The organism is Amycolatopsis sp. NBC_00348, assembly GCF_036114655.1.
GTDB lineage: Bacteria > Actinomycetota > Actinomycetes > Mycobacteriales > Pseudonocardiaceae > Amycolatopsis.
Genome location: NZ_CP107994.1, coordinates 7,344,018 through 7,364,638, shown reverse-complemented (window position 1 = coordinate 7,364,638; position 20,621 = coordinate 7,344,018). Strand labels below are relative to the sequence as shown.

General features: G+C 71.1%; 22 protein-coding genes. 11 read left to right on the top strand and 11 right to left on the bottom strand.

Going from position 1 to position 20,621, the window contains the following annotated elements:
- Positions 1-3: 3 nt before the first annotated feature.
- Positions 4-231, bottom strand: a complete 228-nt coding sequence (locus tag OHS58_RS32270; RefSeq protein ID WP_247063724.1) for a DUF2530 domain-containing protein — start codon at positions 229-231, stop codon at positions 4-6.
- Between the two features lie 82 nt (positions 232-313).
- Between OHS58_RS32270 and OHS58_RS32265 the strand changes: the two genes are divergently transcribed.
- On the top strand, positions 314-1,807 hold the full coding sequence (locus OHS58_RS32265; protein WP_328649896.1) for an NCS2 family permease: 1,494 nt from the start codon (positions 314-316) through the stop codon (positions 1,805-1,807).
- Here the strand turns inward: OHS58_RS32265 and OHS58_RS32260 are convergent, their stop codons facing one another.
- Positions 1,808-2,371, bottom strand: coding sequence for a hypothetical protein (locus OHS58_RS32260; RefSeq protein ID WP_328645005.1), 564 nt, complete (start codon positions 2,369-2,371; stop codon positions 1,808-1,810). It abuts the gene before it with no gap.
- A gap of 107 nt (positions 2,372-2,478) precedes the next feature.
- Between OHS58_RS32260 and OHS58_RS32255 the strand changes: the two genes are divergently transcribed.
- A complete protein-coding gene (locus OHS58_RS32255; protein ID WP_247058446.1) occupies positions 2,479-2,910 on the top strand; it encodes a MarR family winged helix-turn-helix transcriptional regulator in 432 nt (143 codons plus the stop codon).
- Positions 2,911-3,032: 122 nt separating this feature from the next.
- Positions 3,033-4,289, top strand: coding sequence for an MFS transporter (locus tag OHS58_RS32250; protein ID WP_328649895.1), 1,257 nt, complete (start codon positions 3,033-3,035; stop codon positions 4,287-4,289).
- 108 nt (positions 4,290-4,397) lie between these two features.
- Here OHS58_RS32250 and OHS58_RS32245 read toward each other — a convergent pair whose 3' ends face one another.
- The 6 genes from OHS58_RS32245 to OHS58_RS32220 form a co-directional block, all read right to left on the bottom strand.
- Positions 4,398-5,444 (bottom strand): hypothetical protein, encoded by a 1,047-nt coding sequence (locus tag OHS58_RS32245; protein ID WP_328645004.1) that lies wholly within the window; start codon positions 5,442-5,444, stop codon positions 4,398-4,400.
- A 224-nt stretch (positions 5,445-5,668) separates the two neighbouring features.
- Complete coding sequence (locus OHS58_RS32240; RefSeq protein ID WP_328645003.1) at positions 5,669-6,472, bottom strand: arylamine N-acetyltransferase family protein; 804 nt, start codon at positions 6,470-6,472, stop codon at positions 5,669-5,671.
- Between the two features lie 103 nt (positions 6,473-6,575).
- Positions 6,576-7,199 carry a superoxide dismutase gene (locus tag OHS58_RS32235; RefSeq protein ID WP_247058440.1) on the bottom strand — a complete coding sequence of 208 codons (624 nt, stop codon included), beginning with the start codon at positions 7,197-7,199 and terminating at the stop codon, positions 6,576-6,578.
- 191 nt (positions 7,200-7,390) lie between these two features.
- On the bottom strand, positions 7,391-8,062 hold the full coding sequence (locus tag OHS58_RS32230; RefSeq protein WP_328645002.1) for a biliverdin-producing heme oxygenase: 672 nt from the start codon (positions 8,060-8,062) through the stop codon (positions 7,391-7,393).
- A 72-nt stretch (positions 8,063-8,134) separates the two neighbouring features.
- Complete coding sequence (locus tag OHS58_RS32225) at positions 8,135-8,734, bottom strand: TetR/AcrR family transcriptional regulator (protein ID WP_328645001.1); 600 nt, start codon at positions 8,732-8,734, stop codon at positions 8,135-8,137.
- 9 nt (positions 8,735-8,743) lie between these two features.
- Entirely contained in the window at positions 8,744-10,243 is a 1,500-nt protein-coding gene (locus OHS58_RS32220) for a glutamate-cysteine ligase family protein (RefSeq protein ID WP_247058435.1), read from the bottom strand.
- Between the two features lie 212 nt (positions 10,244-10,455).
- Here OHS58_RS32220 and OHS58_RS32215 point away from each other — a divergent pair, with 212 nt between their 5' ends.
- The 3 genes from OHS58_RS32215 to OHS58_RS32205 are packed head-to-tail and all read left to right on the top strand — an operon-like array spanning position 10,456 to position 12,307.
- Positions 10,456-11,262: a TrmH family RNA methyltransferase gene (locus OHS58_RS32215; RefSeq protein WP_326944683.1), complete on the top strand. Its 807-nt coding sequence runs from the start codon at positions 10,456-10,458 to the stop codon at positions 11,260-11,262.
- 51 nt (positions 11,263-11,313) lie between these two features.
- Positions 11,314-11,934 carry a DUF2537 domain-containing protein gene (locus tag OHS58_RS32210; RefSeq protein WP_247058431.1) on the top strand — a complete coding sequence of 207 codons (621 nt, stop codon included), beginning with the start codon at positions 11,314-11,316 and terminating at the stop codon, positions 11,932-11,934.
- A gap of 19 nt (positions 11,935-11,953) precedes the next feature.
- Positions 11,954-12,307, top strand: a complete 354-nt coding sequence (locus OHS58_RS32205) for an MmcQ/YjbR family DNA-binding protein (RefSeq protein ID WP_326944682.1) — start codon at positions 11,954-11,956, stop codon at positions 12,305-12,307.
- A 3-nt stretch (positions 12,308-12,310) separates the two neighbouring features.
- Here the strand turns inward: OHS58_RS32205 and sepH are convergent, their stop codons facing one another.
- From sepH to OHS58_RS32190, 3 genes are all read right to left on the bottom strand, one after another.
- Positions 12,311-13,162, bottom strand: coding sequence for a septation protein SepH (gene sepH / locus OHS58_RS32200; protein WP_326944681.1), 852 nt, complete (start codon positions 13,160-13,162; stop codon positions 12,311-12,313).
- 301 nt (positions 13,163-13,463) lie between these two features.
- Positions 13,464-14,615: a sensor histidine kinase gene (locus tag OHS58_RS32195; RefSeq protein ID WP_328645000.1), complete on the bottom strand. Its 1,152-nt coding sequence runs from the start codon at positions 14,613-14,615 to the stop codon at positions 13,464-13,466.
- Positions 14,612-15,274 carry a response regulator transcription factor gene (locus tag OHS58_RS32190; RefSeq protein ID WP_326957327.1) on the bottom strand — a complete coding sequence of 221 codons (663 nt, stop codon included), beginning with the start codon at positions 15,272-15,274 and terminating at the stop codon, positions 14,612-14,614. Before OHS58_RS32190 ends, OHS58_RS32195 begins: the two co-directional genes overlap by 4 nt.
- Before the next feature lie 121 nt (positions 15,275-15,395).
- Here OHS58_RS32190 and OHS58_RS32185 point away from each other — a divergent pair, with 121 nt between their 5' ends.
- The 5 genes from OHS58_RS32185 (at position 15,396) to OHS58_RS32165 (ending at position 20,613) form a co-directional block, all read left to right on the top strand.
- Positions 15,396-15,929, top strand: coding sequence for a hypothetical protein (locus OHS58_RS32185; RefSeq protein ID WP_328644999.1), 534 nt, complete (start codon positions 15,396-15,398; stop codon positions 15,927-15,929).
- A 5-nt stretch (positions 15,930-15,934) separates the two neighbouring features.
- Entirely contained in the window at positions 15,935-17,020 is a 1,086-nt protein-coding gene (locus OHS58_RS32180) for a peptidoglycan-binding protein (protein ID WP_328649894.1), read from the top strand.
- The gene (locus OHS58_RS32175) at positions 17,017-17,703 is read left to right on the top strand and encodes an ABC transporter ATP-binding protein (protein ID WP_328644998.1); all 687 of its coding nucleotides are present in this window, start codon (positions 17,017-17,019) and stop codon (positions 17,701-17,703) included. Before OHS58_RS32180 ends, OHS58_RS32175 begins: the two co-directional genes overlap by 4 nt.
- 77 nt (positions 17,704-17,780) lie before the next feature.
- Positions 17,781-18,914 (top strand): ABC transporter permease, encoded by a 1,134-nt coding sequence (locus OHS58_RS32170; RefSeq protein WP_328649893.1) that lies wholly within the window; start codon positions 17,781-17,783, stop codon positions 18,912-18,914.
- A gap of 172 nt (positions 18,915-19,086) precedes the next feature.
- Positions 19,087-20,613, top strand: a complete 1,527-nt coding sequence (locus tag OHS58_RS32165; protein WP_328644997.1) for an amidohydrolase family protein — start codon at positions 19,087-19,089, stop codon at positions 20,611-20,613.
- The last annotated feature ends 8 nt before the right edge of the window (positions 20,614-20,621 follow it).

Genomic DNA, 20,621 nt, shown 5'->3' with positions numbered 1-20,621 from the left:
GGACTAGACCCGCTGCGCGGAACGAGAGCCGCGGCGGGCGGCGGCGCGCTGCCACAGGATGATCGCCATCCCGATGAAGCCGAGCACGAACCCGGCCAGCGCCGTCTGCACCCACAGCCCCGAAGTCGTGAAGAAGAGCACCACCAGCGCGACGGTCCAGATCGTGGTGCCTACGATCACCACCGGCGTCAGGTCGGTCAGCCTCTTGGGCAGTTCCGGCGTGTGCCGCAACGAGCCCGTAACCTCCGGTGGATTGCTCGGATCACTCACGAGGTGCAGGGTACTCCGCAGCAGCGAGAGAATGGGCAGGCGAATGGCGGAGCAGGAGACGACCCCCACCGGGACGCCGGAGGCGGCCGGCACCGGGACGTCCACACTGGACCGGTTCTTCAAGATCACCGAGCGCGGGTCGACCGTGCCGCGCGAACTGCGCGGCGGCCTGGTCACCTTCGTCACGATGGCCTACATCGTGGTGCTGAACCCGCTGATCATCGGCAGTTTCGCGCCGGACGACGCGGCCGCGCACAAGGACCTGCTCGGCGGGATCCTGCCGGTGCCGCAGGTCGCCGCCGTCACCGCGCTGGTCGCCGGGGTCATGACGATCCTGATGGGCCTGGTCGCGAACTACCCGTTCGCCATCGCCACCGGCCTGGGCATCAACAGCCTGGTCGCGGTCACCATCGCCCCGCAGATGACCTGGCCCGAAGCGATGGGCCTGGTCGTCATCGAGGGCGTCATCATCGTGGCGCTCGTGCTCACCGGCTTCCGCACGGCGGTGTTCAAGGCGGTGCCGGCGTCGCTGAAGTCCGCGATCGCCGTCGGCATCGGCGTCTTCATCTGCCTGATCGGCCTGGTCGACGCCGGGTTCGTCCGGCGGCTGCCGGATGACGCGCACACCACCGTCCCGGTCGGCCTTGGCATCAACGGCTCGATCGCGTCCTGGCCGACCGCGGTGTTCGTCGTCGGCCTGCTCATCACCGGCATCCTGGTGGTGCGCAAGGTCAAGGGCGCGATCCTGATCGGCGTGCTGTCCTCGGCGGTGCTGGCCATCGTGGTCGAGGCGATCGTCAAGGCCGGGCCGTCGAAGGGCACGAACCCGAAGGGCTGGAACCTCGGCTACCCGGCGCTGCCGGACCAGGTGCTCGGCCTGCCGAACCTCTCGCTCGTCGGCGACGTCTCGTTCGGCGCCTGGACGCGGCTGCCGATCATCACCGTCTGCCTGCTGGTGTTCACGCTGGTGCTGGCCGACTTCTTCGACGCCATGGGCACCATGACCGGCCTGGGCAAGGAAGCCGGGCTGATCACGAAGGACGGCCAGCTGCCCAACGTCGGCAAGGCGCTGTTCGTCGAGGGTCTCGCGGGCGCGGCCGGCGGTTTCGGCTCGGCCAGCTCGAACACGGTGTTCGTCGAGTCGGCGGCCGGCATCGCCGAAGGCGCCCGGACGGGCCTGGCGAACGTCGTCACCGGCGTGCTGTTCATCGCCGCGATGTTCCTGACGCCGCTCTACCAGGTGGTGCCGGTCGAAGCGGCCGCGCCGGCGCTGGTCGTGGTCGGCGCGATGCTGATGGCGCAGGTGCGCGACATCGACTTCACCGACTACGCGATCGCGCTGCCCGCGTTCCTGACCATCGTCGTCATGCCGTTCACGTACTCGATCGCGAACGGCATCGGTGCCGGCTTCGTCAGCTACGTCGTGATCCGCGCGGCGACGGGCAAGGCCCGCCAGGTGCACCCGCTGATGTGGGTGATCGCGGTGGCGTTCGTCGCGTACTTCGCGGTCGGCCCGATCCAGGCGGCGTTCAGCTGATCAGCCCGGCGCGCTGACCTTCATCGCGGCGTCCAGGACGCCGCGGTTGCGGTCGAACTCGGCGGGCGGCGCCTCGAAGCGGATCGTGACGAGGCTGTCGCCCGCGCCGAGCCCGACGACGACGACCCGCTCGGGCGTGCCGTCGCGGAGGTAGGTGTAGTCCCACTCCGCCGCGTCCGGGATGTCACCGGCTTCGACGGGCGTGACGACCGAGCCGTCGTAGTGGGTCTTCGCGGCGATGGCCTTGAGCCCGCTCAGGGCGTCTTCCTGCGTGATCGGCACCTTGTCGGTCTCCAGCAGGAGGTTGCCGCTGCGGTAGCTCGCGCGGTCCTTGTCGCGGGTCACGGCCCAGCCCGACGGGACCGGGATCCGGATCGCCCAGCCGCGGCCGTCCGCCACGTCCGGGAACGCGTACTCCGCCATGGACGGCTGCGCGGACGGGCTCGGTGCCGCCGTCGACGGCGGTGGTGCGGCCGCCGGCGCTTCGCCGCTCCGGAACAGCGCCACCACGACGGCCAGGATCGCCGCGCCGACCACGGCCGCGCCCACCAGTTTCTTGCTCATCCGCCCCCCCAGGTTCCTCCGTCGGGAAGGACGCGCGGCCGTCTTCCGGGTTGCGGGTTGACGGAGATCACCTGAAGGGAGGAAGTTTCGTAAGGTATGCTAACTATATGTCCGGCGACACGCACGAACGCTCCTTGGCGAGCCGTCTGCGTCTCGCGGTGGTCCGGCTCAACCGCCGGCTGCGGGCACAGCGCGTCGGGGACGATCTGACGTTGACGCAGGTCGCCGCGCTGTCCACCTTGCACAAGTGCGGTGCGCTGACCCCGGGTCAGCTCGCCGCGAAAGAAGGCGTCCAGCCGCCCTCGATGACGAGGGTGATCGCCGCGCTCGAGGAGATGAAGTTCGTCGAGCGGCGGCCGCACCCGACCGACGGCCGGCAGGCCATCGTCGAGTTGTCCGAGAGCGGGCTGGCCTACGTTCAGCGGGCCATCTCCGTCCGGGAGGCGTGGCTGGACCGGCAATTGGCCGATCTCGGTGACGAAGAGCGTGAAGTGCTCTCGAAAGCCGCCGAAATCATCGACAGGATGGCGGGGAACTAACCACGGTGACCACCACGGGTAGCGAAACAGAACGACAGATCGAGACCACTGCTACCCGGGACACGGCACCACCGCCGTCTTCGTCACCGCCGTCCGAATCCGTGCCCCAGCGCCGCGGCAGCATGTTCGCCTCCCTGCGGGTCCGCAACTACCGGCTGTTCTTCACCGGCCAGGTCATCTCGAACATCGGCACCTGGATGCAGCGCATCGCCCAGGACTGGCTGGTGTTCACCCTCAGCGGCAACAACCCGATCGCCCTCGGCGTCGCGGTCGCGCTGCAGTTCACGCCGACGCTGTTCCTCTCGCTGTGGGCCGGGGTCCTCGCCGACCGCGTCGACAAGCGGCGGCTGCTGACCTGGATCCAGGCCGCGGCGTGTTCGCAGGCCGTCGTGCTGGGTGTGCTGGACCTGACCGGGCTCGTGGCGCTGTGGCAGGTCTACGTCCTGTGCTTCACGCTCGGCACCACGGCGGCGCTCGAAGTGCCGACGCGGCAGTCGTTCGTCGCCGAGATGGTCGGGCGGGACCAGATCGCGAACGCCGTCGCGCTGAACTCGTCGATCTTCAACATGGCCCGGATCGTCGGCCCGGCGATCGCCGGTTTCGCGATCACCTGGATCGGCACCGGCTGGCTGTTCATCGCCAACGCGGCCAGCACGATCGCGGTCATCATCGGGCTGATCCTGATGAACCCGGACAAGCTGTTCCGCGTCGCGGCCATGCCGCGCGAGAAGGGGCAGCTGGCCGAGGGCCTGCGGTACGTCCGCCGCCGGTCGGACCTGATGACGGTGATGGTGCTGGTGCTGTTCGTCAGCACGTTCGGCATCACGTACTTCAGCTCGCTCCCGATCGTCGCGGCCAACGTCTTCCACACCGCGGCCGACGGTTACGGCCTCCTTTCGACCCTGGTCGCGGTCGGTACCTTCACCGGCGCGATCATGTCCGCCCGCCGCGGCACGAAGGGCAGGCCACGGGTGCGGCTGATGCTGATCTCGGCGTTCTTCCTGGGCGTGTTCGAGCTGATCACGGCGTTCATGCCGAACTACCTGACGTTCGGCCTCGGCCTGATCCCGCTCGGCTTCGCCACGATGACGTTCCTCAACACGGCGAACGCGCTGGTGCAGACCTCGGTCAGCCCGGAGATGCGCGGCCGCGTGATGGGCCTGTACGTGCTGGTCCTGATCGGCGGCAACCCGATCGGCGGCCCGATGGTCGGCTGGATGGCGCAGGCGTTCGGTGGGCGGTCTCCCTTCTACATCGGTGGCGCGGTTTCGGCGCTGGCCGCGGTGGTCTGCGCGATCGTGCTGATCCGGCGGGGCGGGGTCTCCTGGCCGGTGCAGCGGGGGTTCGGGCTGCGGGTGCTGAAGCGGACGAAGGTCTAGTCAGGCGGCTCGCGCACCCAGCCGGCCGGTTCTCGTACCCGGAGGGTCGGTTCGCGTGCCGGGGCGGTCGGTTCGCGTACCTGGAGGGTCGGTTCGTGCGTCCTGGGGTCAGCTGCCGAGCAGGCCGGGGACCATCGACTCGGCCCACGCGCGTAGCTCCTCGTCGGACTTGCGTGGGGACGTCCAGGCGAGCTGGACCTGTTGTCGTGATTCGTCGCTGAGCCGGATCACCACTCGCGGGTTGTCGACCATGGCGGGCCGGCCACCGATCCGGTCGGGGAAGTCCTTGGTGCAGCAGTCGTCGCTCGAAGCCTGGACGCCCAGACCGTCTTCGCGGTGTTCGCACTTGCCGCTGTGCTTCGGCACGAAGTCGGTGAGGGGCCGCTGGGTGCTCTGGGCCAGCAGGGAACAGAGCTGCCACGCGATCATCGGGGTCGAGGCGTCGACGATGCCGCTGCCGGGGGTCGGCCCGACCGCGCGGGACGGGATCGAGTCGTCGTAGGACGCCTTCGGCAGCGCCGGCCCGGGGGCTGTGATGGCGTTGACGATCCCATCGCCGAGGGTTTGTGCCAGGCCGCGCAGATCGCGGGCCGTCTGGTCCCGGGGGTCCTGGGAAACGGAGATCTCCAGGACCGGTTTCGCCCAGTCCGGCGCGCCTGGCCCGAGCAACCGGGTGACGACGCTCGCATCCTTCAAGAACCGTGATTGGTACGAAGTGGCGGCACGTCCGCCGATGGTGACCTGTTCGGGTGCGTCACCGGACCGGGCCGGCTTCCCGTCGCCGAGCTTGGCCGAAACCCGGAGCGTCGTGGTGACGACCTGGCAGCCGAAGATCACGTTGACCTGGCGGAGGACCGGCCCACCGAGCAGCTTCGCCCAGGTCGGTTCGGGCAGGGCCGAGCACAGGACGTGGCTCGCCGTGTAGCCGGGCAGGGCCGCGACCATTTCGCCGGTCGGCATCGGCACCTCGCGGACCGGCTCCGCGCCCTGTTCCGGCCACGGGCTCGGCAGGGTCGACGGTGGGGCGGGTAGTGAGACCGGCGGGAACACGATGCGAAACGCCAGCCACGCCCCGCCGCCGAGCAGCGCGGTGAAGGCGAGGACGGCGACGACGATCAGCGCCGCGGTACGGGTGGAGCCCCCCCTTGTGTTCACGCTGTGACCGTATCGGCACGCACCGACAGAAACCGTCGGTTTCGCGCACCGGAGGTCACCCGTACGAGTGAGATCCGAGTCTCCCTGGAAGACCCCTTGCCTCACGAGATGAGGTTAGGCTAACCTCATACACGTCCGCTTCGTGGTGGGAGCGGCAGTCAGTTCGGGAACGGACGGAGCCCCGGCCCTGGGAACCCCAGGCCGGGGCTTCGTTCATTTGCGGGTCACGGCAGTGTCGGGCTGAGCGAAGGGCTCGTCAAGGGGTTCTCACCCGGGAGCGTGGGCAGGCGCTGCAACGCCATCCCGAAGTACACCCGGTAGGCCGCGCGGATCGCGTCGTCGCCGGTCAGGGGGACCTCGTGGCGGATGCCGTCCACTGTCTCGATCAGCTTGGCGCCCGAGAGCGTCACGCGGCCCTGGGACGTCGGGCGGGAGCACGTCAGCGACCGCGTGAAGTGCGACTCCGGGGACGTCGACTGCCACCAGGCCATCGGCACGAAGTCCGCGAGCGGGCGCGGACGACGTTCCAGGCGGTACTGCGGCTTCCCGTCCATGAGGACGTCCACGTCGCCGTACGGCGCGTCCAGCAGCAGGAAGTCGCCTTCGGGGTCGCTCTGCGCGTCCACTCCGGACAGGCGCAGCGGGTGCCGGGAGAACCGGCCGAAGCCGACGTCGAGCAGCCACGGCTCGTCGAGCTCGACGACGACCGCCGCGTGGTCCAGGGGTGGGCCGAGCGAGCCGTCCGGGCGGAAGACCTGCGCCGCGCGCAGGGAAGCGTCGTAGCCGAGCTCGCGCAGCAGGGCGGCGAACAGGCCGTTGAGCTCGTAGCAGAACCCGCCGCGGCGCCGCTCCACGATCTTGGTGAACAGCGCCTCCTCGGTGAGCTCGATCGGCTCGCCGAGGTGGACGCTCAGGTTTTCGAAGGGGACCGCCGCCAGGTGGCGTTCCTGCAGGGTGCGCAGCGTCGCGAGGTCGGCCGCCGCGGGCCATGCGACGCCCAGCCGGGCCAGATACGCGTCAACGTCCATGCCCCAAGCCAAACACCTCGACCGCACTCGAGGTCAAGTGAATTCACCCGGAACGGAAAACGGGGCCCTCCACAGTGGAGGGCCCCGCTTGCGCACCGCGTGCTCAGCCGAGCAGCAGGCCGTTGCCGCCGGCGACGGCGTTGTCGAAGCGCTTGCTGATCTCGGCCCAGTTGAAGATGTTCCACAGGGCCTCGACGTACTTCGGCTTCACGTTCTTGTAGTCCAGGTAGAACGCGTGCTCCCAGACGTCGACCAGCAGGATCGGCACCGTCGGCAGGATCAGGTTGTTGTGGTGGTCGCGCAGCTGCTGGGTGATCAGCGTCTTGCCGATCGGGTCCCAGGAGAGCGCGCCCCAGCCGTTGCCCTGGATCGTCGTCGACACGGCGGTGAACTGCGCCTTGAACTTGTCGAAGGAGCCGAAGGCCTCGTCGATCGCGGCGGCCAGCTCGCCGGTCGGCTTGTCGCCGCCTTCCGGCGACAGGATCTTCCACCACACGACGTGGTTGGCGTGGCCGGCCAGGTTGAAGGCCAGCGTCGTCTCGAGACCGACGATGCCACCGAAGTCCCCGGCGTCGCGGGCTTCCGCGATCTTGTCGAGGGTGTCGTTCGCGCCCTTGACGTAGGTCGCGTGGTGCTTGCTGTGGTGCAGCTCGTTGATCTCGCCGGAGATGTGGGGCGCCAGGGCGCTGTAGTCGTAGTCGAGATCGGGGAGCTCGTAGCGGGCCATTGGCCCTCCTTCTGTCTTCGACAAGTTTCCGGTATCGAACCTAGTAGCACACGGCCGCTCGCGGCGAGCGGGGGCAGCTGGTCGTCACTGCGTGGGACGACCGGTTCGACAGTGGCGTACCCGGGGGCGCACCACCCGAAACCGAGCCTGCAACCTGGACTTAAGTCGAGGTCAAGGTGCTGTGACGACGATCATTCGGCGGTGCGGAACTCGGTCAGCCGCTGGGCCAGCTCGTCGAACACCGCGACGTTGCACTCGAAAGCCACCAGCGTCTCGTCGATCACCCGGGCGCGCTCGGCGTCGGTCCAGGGCGCGTTGTCCAGCTTCGCGCGGTAGACGTCGCGGAACTTCGGGGCGCTGCCGATGCCCTCGAAGTGGTAGAAGAGCGTGCCCGCGTCGGCGACGTCGTACGTCTTCTCCAGCAGGCGGCGGATGGCCTGGCCGCCCGCGATGTCGCCCAGGTAGCGCGTGTAGTGGTGGGCGACGTAGCCGCCGGCCCACGCGGACGCCTCTTCGATGCGCGCGACGTACGCGCGGGTCGACGCCAGAGGCGTGATCGTCGAGCGCCAGTCCGGGCCGACCAGGTGCGCCAGGTCGCGCTCCAGGCTCGGCAGCCGGCGGAGCGCGTCGAAGACGAACTCGCCGCCGACCGGGTCGCCGGCCATCCGGTCGCTGGCGGCTTCGATCGCGCTGTAGACGAAGTAGTACTGGACCGCCAGCTGGGTGTAGCCGTCCTGGGACAGCTCGCCGCCGAGCAGCGCGCGCATGTACGTCGAGTAGTTCGCCTTCTCGTGCACCTGCAGCGTCGAGGCGCGCAGGGTCGCCGAGAACGGACGGGTGTCGAGGTCCGTGGTCACCGACATGGAAGGCCTCCCGGCGATCGATCTGACACACTGTCAGAAAGAGCCTAAGCCATAACCAGCGGTAAGGCTACCCTAAACTTTCGCCGTCCCGACCGCTCGCAGCACGAACCGGACGGCCGCTTCGACGACGTCGTCGCGCTGCTCCGGCGGCCCCTCGACCAGTGCCCGGTTGCCCAGCGCGGCGGTGATCATGGTGATCAGGACGTCCGGGTCCTCGGCCGGCCAGCGCCCCAGGTCGACGCCGCCGGCGAGGATCGCGCGCAGCCGGTCGGTGATCGGGTCGGCGTGCGCGCTGATCCGCCGGTACGCCGCGGGGGCCAGCGCCGACGCGAGCGCCGTGCCCGGCGGCATGTGGTACTCGGCCAGCACCCGCAGCTGGAGCCGGACGAACGTGGCGAGCTGGTCCACCGGGTCGGCCTGGGCCTCGACGGCGTCGGTCAGCCGGGTGACGTACCGGGCGGCCTCGTCCTCGACGAAGGCGACGAGCAGGCTCTCCTTGTCCGGGAAGTGGTTGTACAGCGCGCTCCGGCCGACGCCGGCGGCCGCGGCGACGCCGGTGAGCGAGATCGCGTCGAAGCCGCGTTCGTACAGCTGGGCGCGCAGGACGTCGAAGACGCGCGCGCGGACTTCACGGCGATGCGCCTCCAGCGACCCACCGAGAATCTTCGGCATCGACCCAGGCTAATCGGCCACGGGCCACGTGTGCACGGGCTCGCCCGCTTCCGAGAGCTCCAGGTAGCGCCCGAGCATCCGGGTCAGCGCCGCCTCCCGGTCGAGCCCGTGCTCCTGCGCGTGCACGACGAAGTCGCGCTGCCAGGTGGCCCCGGTCCGCCGCGCGAGGCACCGCTGCTCGATGATCCCGAGGTAGCGCTCACGGGCCTCGTCGGAGACGTCGGAAGCGCGCAGCCCCTCGTGGGCCAGCGGGAGCAGCACGCGCAGCGCGAGCTCGTCCGGCGGGATCCAGCCGATGCCCGGCCAGTACAGCTGCGCCTCGAAACCGCGGCGCGCGCCCGCGTACAGGTTCTCCTCCGCCGCCTGGAACGACATCTGGCTCCACACCGGGCGTTCCGCCTCGGCGAGCGCGCGCTGGGCGCCGTAGAAGAACGCCGCGTTCGCGACGGTGTCGACGACCGTCGGCCCGGCGGGCAGGATGCGGTTCTCGATGCGCAGGTGCGGCAGGCCGTCGACGACGTCGTACACCGGCCGGTTCCAGCGCCAGATGGTGCCGTTGTGCATCCGCAGCTCGGTGAGCTTCGGCGCCTGACCGGCGTCGAGCGCCTCGATCGGGTCCTCGGCGTCGGTTTCCGGGAGCAGGCCGGGGAAGTAGCGGACGTTCTCCTCGAACAGGTCGAAGATCGACGTGATCCAGCGCTCGCCGAACCACACCCGCGGCCGGACGCCCTGGTTCTTCAGCTCTTCCGGGCGAGTGTCGGTCGCCTGCAGGAACAGCGGGATGCGCGTCTCCTGCCAGAGCGCCTTGCCCAGCAGGAACGGCGAGTTCGTGGCGAGCGCGATCTGCAGCCCGGCCAGGCACTGCGCGGCGTTCCAATGGGCGGCGAACTCCTCCGGCGCCACCTGCAAGTGCAGCTGCACGCTCGTGCACGCGGCTTCCGGAAGAATGGATTCCGCATAGCTGCGCAGGCGTTCCGGTTGCTGGCCCGGCAGCGGCGCGCCCTCCATCGCCAGCACGGTCCGTTCGCCGCGCGCCGCGAAGATCTGGTCGTTCAGCGTGACGTACCGGGATTTGTTGGTGAGCCATTTCTGGTCGAAGTGCTCGTGCTTCAACGTCGGCAGGATGCCGATCATGGCCAGCGCCGACCCGTTGTCCCCGGCTTTCGCCGACGCCGTGCTCAAGTACGCGCGGAGGTCGTCTTCCAATTGGAGCGCGGAATCGCCGGCCAGCGGCCGCGGCGGCACGTTCAGCTCCAGGTTGTGCTGCCCCAGCTCGGTGGTGAACGACGGGTCGTCCAGCGCTTCCAGCACCGCGGTGTTCGTCATCGACGGCCGTAGCTCGCGGTCGACCAGGTTCAGCTCCACCTCGAGCCCGATGTTCTTGCGGGGGAAGGAAAAACTGCCGTCGGTGAGCATCCGGGCCAAGGTGTCGAGACAGCGCTGCACCTTGCGGCGGTACCGTCCTCGATCGAGCGTGTTGAACGGTTGTGCCGCCAGGTCCATCCCCATGACCATCCCTGCTTCGCGTCGGCGTGGAACTAGTACGTGTTTCAGGTTCCCGGCGGATAACCGTTTCACAGCGGTTGAATCCGTGCTAGCGGCCAAACTGGTGCTCTCCGTCACCGGGAGTTAACCGACAGCAAATTGAACCCGTTCGTACCAGAGTGGCGTGGACGTTCGGACCAGTGAGCGACCCGGCAAGCGGATGACAGACTGGGCGGATGGCCGTGATCCACACCGATGACCGGGACGACCCGAGACTCGACGACTTCCGCGACCTGTCCACTGCGGACCGGCGTCCGGACCGCCCTGGTGGCAAGGGACTCGTGATCGCCGAGGGCACCGTCGTGGTGTCGCGGCTGCTGGCGTCCCGGTACCCCGTGCGCGCGCTGCTGGGCGTCGAACGGCGGTTCGCCGAGCTGGCGGACGACCTGGCCGGGACGGACGCGCCCCAGTACGTCACTTCGGCGGAGGTGATGGCCGACGTCGTCGGCTTCCACCTCAACCGCGGCATCCTCGCGATCGCCGACCGGCCGGCGCCGCCGACGGTATCCGACGTCGTGGCCGGGGCCGGCACGATCGCCGTGCTGGAAGGCGTGGGGGACCACGAAAACCTCGGCGCGCTCTTCCGCAACGCGGCCGCGCTCGGCGTCGACGGCGTGCTGCTCGGCCCCGGCTGCTCCGACCCGCTGTACCGGCGCAGCGTGCGCGTGTCCATGGGACACGTCCTGCGCGTCCCCTTCGGGTACCTGACGGACTGGCCGGGCGGGCTCCACGACCTGCGGGCGCGCGGGTTCGCCGTCGCCGCGTTCACCCCGCGGCCGGGCTCGGTCCCGCTGCGCGAGCTGCGTGAGCGCGTGCCGGGTCCGGTGGCTCTGCTGTTCGGCGCGGAAGGGCCCGGACTGACCGAGACGGCGCTCGCGGCTGCTGATCACGCGGTCCGGATACCCATGCCCGCCGGAGTCGACTCCCTCAATATCGCGACGGCCGCCGCCGTGGCGTTCTACGAACTGGTCTCGGGTGACTAAGGTGACGGCGATCTCTATTCTCGGCTGACCCCGCCGGCGCGAAAGGACCCCATGGAGCTGCGGATCCGCGGTGAGCGCGCGGTGCTGGCCGGACCCGGTGGCGACCAGGCGCGCGAGGTGGATCCGTACAAGCTCGCGATCGGCGGGGACCTGGCGCAGGCCCTGCACGAGTGGGCGCGGGTGGCTTCGGCCGTGTCCGCCGACCCGGGCGCGGAGGCGGCCTCCGTCGTCTCGCAGCGCGGCCGTCAGCTGGCCGGCCGGCTGGCCGCGGTGATGGGCACGGCCGTGCGGTTCGTGGATCCGGTGACCGGCGCCGACACCGTCGTCGAGCCGCCGCCGCGCCAGCCCGAAACCGGCCGGAAGCTGGTCCGGACGGTGCTCGGCCCGCCGGGGCCGCCCGGCGAGCCCACCCCGTGGGTCACCGGGCTGATCGTCTCCGCGTTCATCGCGGCCGTGGTCGTGGTGGCGATGCTGGCGCTGGCGACGACGCTGGCGCGCGAGACCAGCAGCTGGCTCGCCCTGGTGGCGTCCGTGGTGGTGACGGCCGGGATCGCGCCGTCGCTGTGGCTGATCCGCCGCACCCCGATCCTGCGCTGGGCCGCCTACGGCGCGGCGGGCGGCGTGCTGATCGCGTGGATCGGCGTGCTGGTCATCGTCTTCAGCGGCGCCTGACGCAGGGGATACTGGCGCGATGGAGCAGCTGGACGCGTTGCGGAAGTTGTGTCTCGCGCTGCCGGAGGCGAGCGAGCGGGACAGCCACGGCGAGCCGACGTGGTTCGTGCGCGGCAAGAAGACCTTCGTCAGCTTCGCGAACCACCACCACGACGACGGCCGGCTCGCCTTCTGGTGCCCGGCGGCGGCCGGGGTGCAGGAGGAGCTGGTACGCACCGAGCCCGAGCGGTTCTTCCGGCCGCCCTACGTCGGGCACCGCGGGTGGCTGGGGGTGCGGCTGGACGTCGACGTCGACTGGGCCGAGATCGACCGGATCGTGCGTGACGCCTACCGCCTGGTCGCGCCGAAGTCGCTCGCCGCGCTGGTCGAGTAGGACCTAACCGCGCTGCGAGCGGACCCCGAGCAGCACGTCCTCCCAGGACGGCACGATCGGGTGATTCTTTTTGGCCTTCGGGCGCGCGGGCTCCTCCGCGGTGGCCGTCTCCTCTTCGGGGTCGGCCGGGACGCGGGGGATCTCGCGGGTGTCGTCGTCCGGGTCCGGCTCGGCGGCCGGCAGCTCGGCGTGGTCCGGCGGCACCGAGTCCAGCGTCGGCTGGAACTCCGCGTCGCGGGCCGGGTTGAGCGCGCGGACCGTCCGGGGCGGGCGGTAGGCGTTGGGGTCGAGCAGGACCTCGGCGTTCTCGTCGAGCGCCGTCACCGTGCCACCGTGCGCTCCCGGGGCGAACGCCCAGTGCGCGCGGTTGTCCGAGCGGCCGGCCTTCCAGCGCAGCACGACGACCCAGCGGCCGTCGTCGCCCTTCCAGGAGTCCCAGGTGGCCTGCGAGTAGTCGTGCCCGCGCACGCCGAAGCCGTACGCGACGACCTCGCCGAGCGTCTGGACGTCCGGGCCGTCTTCGCGGACCGGGTGCGCGCTCTGCGCGAGCTCGGCCGTGCGCGACCGCTCGAGCAGGACGGGGTAGGCGTAGCGCTCGACGCGCTGCTCCGAGATCCCGGCGCCGCTCGCGACCTGTTCGACTGATTCGCCGGCGCGGATTCGCGCCTGGATCTCGCGTGGCCGCATCTGGCTCTCCAACTCGATTTCGATCTGGCCGAGGCGGGTGATGTCACCCCGCGCCGCCGCGCGCAGTCTCTCATCGGCCGGGAGGAGGAATTGCGTACGGCTCGCCGGGTCTTCGCACACGATGGACTTACCGTCCTCGTGCAACCCGACCACTCGCAGCGTGCGCATTGTTCGCCTTCCCCGATGCTTCACCGTTGTGGGTGCCCACGTTAGAACGGCGCGTCGGCTTGACGTGCGAGGCGCGCCGAGTCATCACCCAAAGGACCACTGTTCATCTTGTGACTCTCGCATCATCCGTGCCCAGGTCAGCGGCGATCGTGTGACACGCCGACCACGCAAAGTCACGATCGAGTGGATCGCTTCGGCGTGTTCCGGCAAAATCTCCTCCGACTGGCCCAGTCCGCTGGGCCCTGTGGTTTCTGGGACTGATGTGACTACTGGGACGCGTGGGACGTCGCGAGGTTCCCGCTCAGGACGGCAGGCGAACGGTCACGGTGAGCCCGCCGCGCTTGCCCGGCTGGGCCTCGGCGGTGCCGCCGTGGGCGTGGGCGACCGAACGCACGATCGAGAGCCCGAGCCCGGCGTTGCGCGTGTCGCCGGTCCGCTCGGCGCCGTTGATCCGGCGGAACGGCTCGAAGAGCGTCGGCACGGCTTCCGGGGGGACCACCGGGCCCGAGTTGCGGACCTCCAGGGCCGGGTCGCCGCGGACCTCGACGTACACCCAGCCGCCGCGGGCGTTGTACGTGATCGCGTTGACCACCAGGTTCGTCACCAGCCGCTCCAGCAGCACCGGGTCGCCCGCCACCGTGCGCGGCCGGAAGCGGGTCTCCACCTTGACGCCCGCCGCCTCCGCCTGGGCCGCGGTGGCCCGGACGACCGCCGCGACGACCTGGTCGAGCCGGACCGGCGTGCGCGCGGTCAGGCCGCGGTCGCTGCGGGCCAGGATCAGCAGGCCCTCGATCATCCGCTCGCTGCGCTCGTTGGTGTGCAGCAGGTGCGTGCCGAGCTTCCGCAGGTCGGGCGCGACTTCGGGGTCCGCCATCGCGACCTCGATCAGCGTCCGCTGCACGGCCAGCGGCGTCCGCAGCTCGTGGGAGGCGTTCGCGACGAACCGCTTCTGGCTGTCGAACGACTCCGCGAGCCGGTCGAGCATGCCGTCGAAGGTGTCGGCCAGCTCCTTCAGCTCGTCGGGCGGGCCTTCGAGGTTGATCCGCCGGTCGAGCTTGCCCGCCTCGAGCCGCCGCGCGGCCGACGTGATGTCGTGCAGCGGCCGCAGCGCCCGCCCGGCCATCAGCCAGCCGAACAGGACGGCGAGCGCGGCCGTCGCCACGAGCGCGATCGCCGAGTTGACGACCAGGGTGGACAGCGTCGAGGAGCGGTACTCGTCCAGCGAGCCGCTGACCAGGCGCACGGCCATGCCGGCGGGCGCCTGGACCGTGTCGTCCGGGAGCCCGTACGCCATGTCGGCGGCCGAGCCGAGCGACGCCGTCGCGAACCGGGCCGGGTCCGGCAGCGTGCCCTGCACCAGCAGGTAGTCGATGACGACCAGGACCAGCCCGGCCAGCAGGAACAGCCCGCCGTACCAGGCGGTCAGCTTGGTCCGGACGGACAGCGCGTTCACGGGGTGCCGAACCGGTAGCCGGCGCCGGGCAGCGTCTCGATCACCGGCGGGTCGCCGAGCTTGCGGCGCAACGTCATCACCGCGACGCGCACCGCGTTGGTGAACGGGTCCGCGTGCTCGTCCCACGCCTTGTCCAGCAGGTCCTCGGCGCTCACCACCGTGCCCTCGGCCCGCATCAGCACTTCCAGCACGGCGAACTCCTTCGGCGAGAGCTGCAGGAACCGGCCGTCGCGCGCGGCCTGGTGGCGCGGCAGGTCCAGCACGACGCCGTCGCGCTGCAGCACCGGCGGCAACGCGGGCCGCGCGCGCCGGGACAGCGCCTGCACCCTGGCGACCAGCTCGGCGAACGCGAACGGCTTGGTCAGGTAGTCGTCGGCGCCCAAGCCCAGCCCGGCGACGCGGTCGGTGACGTCGGCGGCGGCCGTCAGCATCAGCACCCGTGCCTCGCCGCCCGCCGCGACGACGGCGGCGCACACCGCGTCGCCGTGCACCTTCGGCAGGTCGCGGTCGAGGACGACGACGTCGTAGCCGTGCACCCCGACCCGCTCGAGGGCTTGTTCGCCGTCGTAACAGACGTCGACGGCCATCGAGAAGCGGCGAAGCCCCTCCGCGACCGAGTCGGCGAGCAGCCGCTCGTCCTCCACCACCAGCACACGCACCCGCCCAGTCTGCCCAGGCGGGCCATAAGCCCCGCATAAGCGACTTCGCTTAGCGCGCCGGAATCCCCCGATCCGTAGACCTTGCCACCGAACCGGAAGACCGGAAGAAGGGAGCGAGCCGATGCGAACACGCCTGACGCTCATCGCGGCGATCGGCGCCGCGGTGCTGCTCGCGGGGTGCGGGGCCAAGCCGGACGACGCGTCGAAGGTGGCCTCGATCTCGGGGCCGTCCTCGTCGGCCCCGGCCAAGGCCGCCGACAACAAGAGCGACGAAGACAAGATGCGCGACTTCGCCAAGTGCATGCGCGAGCACGGCGTCGACATGCCCGATCCGAAGCCGGCGGGCGACGGCGGGATGGCGGTCACGCTCGGGGGTGACGCCAAGGACGCGGGGAAGCTCGACGCGGCGCAGAGCGCCTGCAAGAGCCTCATGCCCAACGGCGGCGAGATGAAGCCGCCGAGCCCCGAAGAGCTGGACAAGATGCGCAAGGACGCCAAGTGCATGCGGGACCACGGCATCGACATGCCCGACCCCGACCCGGCGGGCAAGGGGGCGACCCGGCTGGGTGGCCCGGGCGACGACCCGTCGAAGTTCGAGGCCGCCGCGAAGGCGTGCGGGCTCGGCATGTCGATGCACGCGGAACCGGCCCGATGACCGAGATGATCGAATCCAAGCCGCGACGCCGGGGCCGGGCGCGCTGGTTCATCGCCGCGGCCGTGCTCGTCGTGGTGGTGGGCACCGGCTCCGCCGTGATCCTCACCCGCGTCTCCTCGGCCACTTCGGTGCAGGAGGCCGCTCCGCCGCCCGTCGAGACGGCGGAGGTGGCCAAGACCGACCTCGCCGAGGAAGAGGAGGCCGACGGCACCCTCGGCTACGGCGAGGAGTCCTCGGTCGCCGGCCGCAAGCCCGGCACCGTCACGTCGCTGCCCGACGCCGGCGCGACCCTCACCCGCTGCAAGGCGGTGTACGGCGTCGACGCCAAGCCGGTGCCGCTGTTCTACGGCACGCTGCCGTTCTACCGCGACCTCGCCGCGGGCGCGGCCGACGGCGCCGACGTCAAGCAGCTCGAGGAGAACCTCAAGGCGTGTGGCTACGGCGGTTTCGGCACGCCGGACAAGAAGTTCACGTCGGCGACGGCGGCCGCGCTGAAGAAGTGGCAGAAGGCGCTGGGGCTGGACCAGACCGGCGCGTTCGGCCAGGGCGACGTCGTCCTCGCGGCGGGGGAGCTGCGCGTGTCGGCGTTGTCGGCCAAGCTCGGCTCGCCGGCCCAGGGCGAGGTGCTCAAGACCAGCGGCACCGTCCGCTCGGTACAGGTCAAGCTCGACGCGGCCAAGCAGGACCTCGCCCAGCAGGGCGCGAAGGCGTCCGTGACGATCAACGGTAAGACGTCGAAGGGCACGATCACCGACGTCGGGAAGTCGGCGGTCGAGGGCAAGGACGGGGCGGGCCAGGACGACGGCAAGCCCAAGATCACCGTGACCGTCCAGCTCGACGACCCGGCCGTGGCCGGCACGCTCGACTCGGCCCCGGCGACCGTCCGGTTCACCAAGGACGTCCACTCCGGCGTGCTCGCGGTGCCGGTCGGCGCGCTGCTCGCGCTCGCCGAAGGCGGTTACGCCGTCGAGGTCGACGAGAACGGGAATCGGCGGCTCGTCGCCGTCCAAACGGGATTGTTCAGCGGCGGCAAGGTCGAGGTCAGCGGCAACGGCCTGACCGCGGGCATGCGGGTGGTGACGACGTCGTGACGCCCGTCCTGCGCGTGCACGAGGTCACGCGCGCCTACCCCGGCGGCGTCGCCGCGCTCGACGGCGTCTCGCTGAGCCTGGAAGACGGCGAGATGGTGGCGATCGTCGGGCCGTCCGGGTCCGGGAAGTCGACGCTGCTGCACCTGATGGGCACGCTCGACCGGCCGTCCACCGGCCGCGTCGAGCTGCGCGGCCACGACGTCGCCGTGCTGTCCGACCGGAAGGTCTCGGCGCTGCGATCGCGCTGGATCGGGTTCGTGTTCCAGCAGTTCTTCCTCGACGAAGGGATGAGTGCGGTGGACAACGTGTGCACCGGCCTGCTCTACGCCGGGGTGCCGCGGCGGCTGCGGCGCACGCGGGCCCGGGAGGCGCTCGACCGCGTCGGGCTGGGGCACCGGGCGTGGCACCGGCCCGGCGAGCTGTCCGGCGGGGAACGCCAGCGCGTCGCGATCGCCAGGGCCGTCGTCAACGACCCGGCGATCCTGCTGGCCGACGAGCCGACCGGCAACCTCGACACCGGGACCGGCGCGGCCGTGCTCGCGCTGCTGGGCGAGCTGTCCGCCGACGGCACGACGATCGTGGTGATCACCCACGACCGGGAGATCGCCGCGGGCATGCCGCGCCGGATCGAGCTGCTCGACGGGCACCTGCGGCTCGACACCGGTCTGGTGGGTGCGCGGTGATCGCCCCACCCGAGGTCCAGCTGCCCGAGCCGGCCCGGCTCAAACCACCGGACGTCGTCGCGCTCGGCGCCCACGGCATGCGGACGCGGCCAGTGCGCGCGGTGCTTTCCGCGCTGGGCATCGCGATCGGCGTCGCGGCGATGGTGGCGGTGCTGGCGATCCCGGCGTCCGGCGCGCAGGCCCTGCACGACCGGCTGGCCGCGCTCGGCACCAACCTGCTCACCGCCGGGCCGGGGCAGACGTTGTTCGGGGCCAACGCGACCCTGCCGGACGACGCCGTCGCGATGGCCAAGCGGATCGCGCCGGTGACCGCCGCGACCGGCACCGGGACGACGTCGGCCAGCGTGCGGCGCAGCGACAAGATCCCGGTCGACGAGACGTCCGGGCTCGGCGTCTTCGCGGCGCGACCGGACCTGCTCGGGGTGCTGGGCGGGAAGGTCCGGTCGGGGGCGTTCCTGGCCCCGGGCAACCGGAACTACCCGGTGACGGTGCTCGGTGCGCAGGCCGCCGCGCGGCTCGGCATCGACCACGTCGACCCGGCGCAGCCGCCGCAGGTGCTGATCGGCGCGCAGTGGTTCACCGTCGTCGGGATCCTCGGGTCGATGCCGCTGGCGCCGGAGATCGAACGGTCGGCGCTGGTCGGCTGGGACGTCGCGGAGCGGCTCCTCGGCTTCGACGGCCACCCGTCCACGGTGTACGTCCGCGCGAACGAGTCCGAAGTGGACGGTGTGCGGTCGGTGCTGGGCGCGACGCTGAACCCGCAGGCGCCCAACGAGGTCGAGGTCCGCCGCCCGTCGGACGCGCTCGCCGCGCAGAAGCTCACCGACAACACCTACAGCGCGCTGTTCCTCGGCCTCGGCGGGGTCGCGCTGCTCGTCGGCGGTGTCGGGGTGGCGAACACGATGGTCATCTCGGTGCTGGAACGGCGGCGCGAGATCGGCCTGCGCCGCGCGCTGGGGGCTACGAAACGCCAGGTGCGCGGGCAGTTCCTGGCCGAATCGGTGCTGCTGTCCGGGCTCGGCGGGCTGGCCGGGGTCGTGACCGGGGTGCTGGTGACCGCGGGCTACGCGCTGAGCCAGGGCTGGCCGGCCGTGCTGCCGGTCGGCGCGCTGGCCGGCGGCGTCGGCGTCGCGGCACTGGTCGGGGCGGTCGCCGGGGCCTACCCGGCGGTCCGCGCGGCGCGGCTCGCCCCGACGCGGGCGCTCGCCTGAGCTGTCACTTTCGTACCAAAAGTGTCTTCGGATCACTTTTGGTACGAAAGTGGCGCTTCGGTCGCACCTTCGGGTGTGCCCTGCACCGGAATTGAGCAAGGTGGAAGATTCCCCGACCGTGGCTCGCGGCGTTGAATATCGATCAAATCCGTTGATCGAAGGGGCGGCTGCCGTGGTGCGCGTCGAGGCGAACAGACGTGATTTCCTCCGCTGGCTGGCGACGGCAGGCGCGGGCCTCGCCGCCGCGGGTATCGCGCCCGCGCTCTTCGCCCAGGAAGCCGCCGCGGCCGGCACGGACGTCGTCGTCGTGCTCGGCGCCACCGTCGTCGACGGCACCGACGCCCCGGCCCGGCCGAACTCCGCGGTCGTGCTGGTCGGGGACCGGATCGCCTGGGTCGGCCCGGCGGCCGAGCTGCCGCACCACGCGGGCGCCCGGATCGTCGACGGCCGCGGCCGGTACCTGATTCCCGGCCTCTGGGACATGCACACCCACGGCATCGACTACGAAAAGCTGTGGCCGCCGCTGTTCCTGGCCAACGGCGTCACCGGCATCCGCGAGATGCAGGGCTACGACGAGAACCGCGCCACCCGCGACAAGATCGTGCGCGGCGAGCTGCTCGGCCCCCGGGTGGTGCTCGCCAGCTCGATCCTCGACGGCCCGGTCAGCCTGCTCGGCCCGCCGATCACGCAGGTGGCGACCCCCGAAGAGGGGCGCGCGGCCGTCCGGACCGCCGTCGAGCAGGGCTCCGACTTCGTCAAGGTCTACTTCTACCTGCCGAAGGACGTGTTCCTGGCGATCGCCGACGAGTGCCGCCGCGTCGGCCTGCCGTTCGCCGGGCACTGGCCGTACCGGCTGCGCCAGGTCGAGGCCGCGAGGGCCGGGCAGCGCACCTTCGAGCACCTCTTCGGCCTGTCCATCGCCACGTCCCGGCGGCGGGACGAGTTCCTGGCCCGCCTCGACGCGACGCCGTTCGACCCGGACGCGAAGCGCGACTTCTTCAACCTCGCCCGCGACCTCGACCGGCAGGCGGCCCAGACCTACGACCCGGCCACCGCGGAGCGCCACTTCGCCCAGCTCAAGGCGCTGGACAACTGGGTGAGCCCGACGTTCACCGTCAACCGCGTGATGTCGAGCCCGACCGAAACCTACGCGCACGACCCGCGGCTCAAGTACGTCTCGCAGGACATCGTCGACTACTGGGCCGACCGGCTCCCGATGTTCACGCCGGCCACGGCCGAGCAGATCGACCAGCAGAACGCGTACTTCGAGGCGCAGCTGCGCCTCGTCGGCGCCGCGCACCGGGCCGGGCTGGGGGTCCTCGGCGGCACCGACTGCCTGAACCCGTACGTCTTCCCGGGCTTCAGCCTGCACGACGAGCTCGGCTACCTGGTCCAGGCCGGGCTGTCGCCGCGGCAGGCGCTGCAGACGGTGACGCGCGACGCCGCGCGGTTCCTCGGCCGGTCGGCCACCGCGGGCACGATCACCCCCGGCAAGGTCGCCGACGTGGTGCTGCTCGACGCGAACCCGCTCACCGACATCCGCGCGGTCCGCCGGATCGACACCGTCGTCACCGCGGGCCGCGTGCTCGACCGGGCGCGCCTGACCCGGATGCTGGCCGACGCCGAGACGGCGGCAAAGCAGCCGCTGGCGAGCGCGAACAGCAGGTCAGTGGGCTTGCCGGTGCGTGGCTGCTGCTGAGCGCCCGG

Excerpts from the sequence above, each read along its gene's own strand:
- OHS58_RS32265 (WP_328649896.1), top strand. The coding sequence starts at position 314 with ATGGCGGAGCAGGAGACGACCCCCACCGGGACGCCGGAGGCGGCCGGC.
- OHS58_RS32260 (WP_328645005.1), bottom strand. The coding sequence starts at position 2,371 with ATGAGCAAGAAACTGGTGGGCGCGGCCGTGGTCGGCGCGGCGATCCTG.
- OHS58_RS32255 (WP_247058446.1), top strand. The coding sequence starts at position 2,479 with ATGTCCGGCGACACGCACGAACGCTCCTTGGCGAGCCGTCTGCGTCTC.
- OHS58_RS32250 (WP_328649895.1), top strand. The coding sequence starts at position 3,033 with ATGTTCGCCTCCCTGCGGGTCCGCAACTACCGGCTGTTCTTCACCGGC.
- OHS58_RS32240 (WP_328645003.1), bottom strand. The coding sequence starts at position 6,472 with ATGGACGTTGACGCGTATCTGGCCCGGCTGGGCGTCGCATGGCCCGCG.
- OHS58_RS32235 (WP_247058440.1), bottom strand. The coding sequence starts at position 7,199 with ATGGCCCGCTACGAGCTCCCCGATCTCGACTACGACTACAGCGCCCTG.
- OHS58_RS32230 (WP_328645002.1), bottom strand. The coding sequence starts at position 8,062 with ATGTCGGTGACCACGGACCTCGACACCCGTCCGTTCTCGGCGACCCTG.
- OHS58_RS32225 (WP_328645001.1), bottom strand. The coding sequence starts at position 8,734 with ATGCCGAAGATTCTCGGTGGGTCGCTGGAGGCGCATCGCCGTGAAGTC.
- OHS58_RS32220 (WP_247058435.1), bottom strand. The coding sequence starts at position 10,243 with ATGGGGATGGACCTGGCGGCACAACCGTTCAACACGCTCGATCGAGGA.
- OHS58_RS32215 (WP_326944683.1), top strand. The coding sequence starts at position 10,456 with ATGGCCGTGATCCACACCGATGACCGGGACGACCCGAGACTCGACGAC.
- OHS58_RS32210 (WP_247058431.1), top strand. The coding sequence starts at position 11,314 with ATGGAGCTGCGGATCCGCGGTGAGCGCGCGGTGCTGGCCGGACCCGGT.
- OHS58_RS32205 (WP_326944682.1), top strand. The coding sequence starts at position 11,954 with ATGGAGCAGCTGGACGCGTTGCGGAAGTTGTGTCTCGCGCTGCCGGAG.
- sepH (WP_326944681.1), bottom strand. The coding sequence starts at position 13,162 with ATGCGCACGCTGCGAGTGGTCGGGTTGCACGAGGACGGTAAGTCCATC.
- OHS58_RS32185 (WP_328644999.1), top strand. The coding sequence starts at position 15,396 with ATGCGAACACGCCTGACGCTCATCGCGGCGATCGGCGCCGCGGTGCTG.
- OHS58_RS32180 (WP_328649894.1), top strand. The coding sequence starts at position 15,935 with ATGATCGAATCCAAGCCGCGACGCCGGGGCCGGGCGCGCTGGTTCATC.
- OHS58_RS32170 (WP_328649893.1), top strand. The coding sequence starts at position 17,781 with ATGCGGACGCGGCCAGTGCGCGCGGTGCTTTCCGCGCTGGGCATCGCG.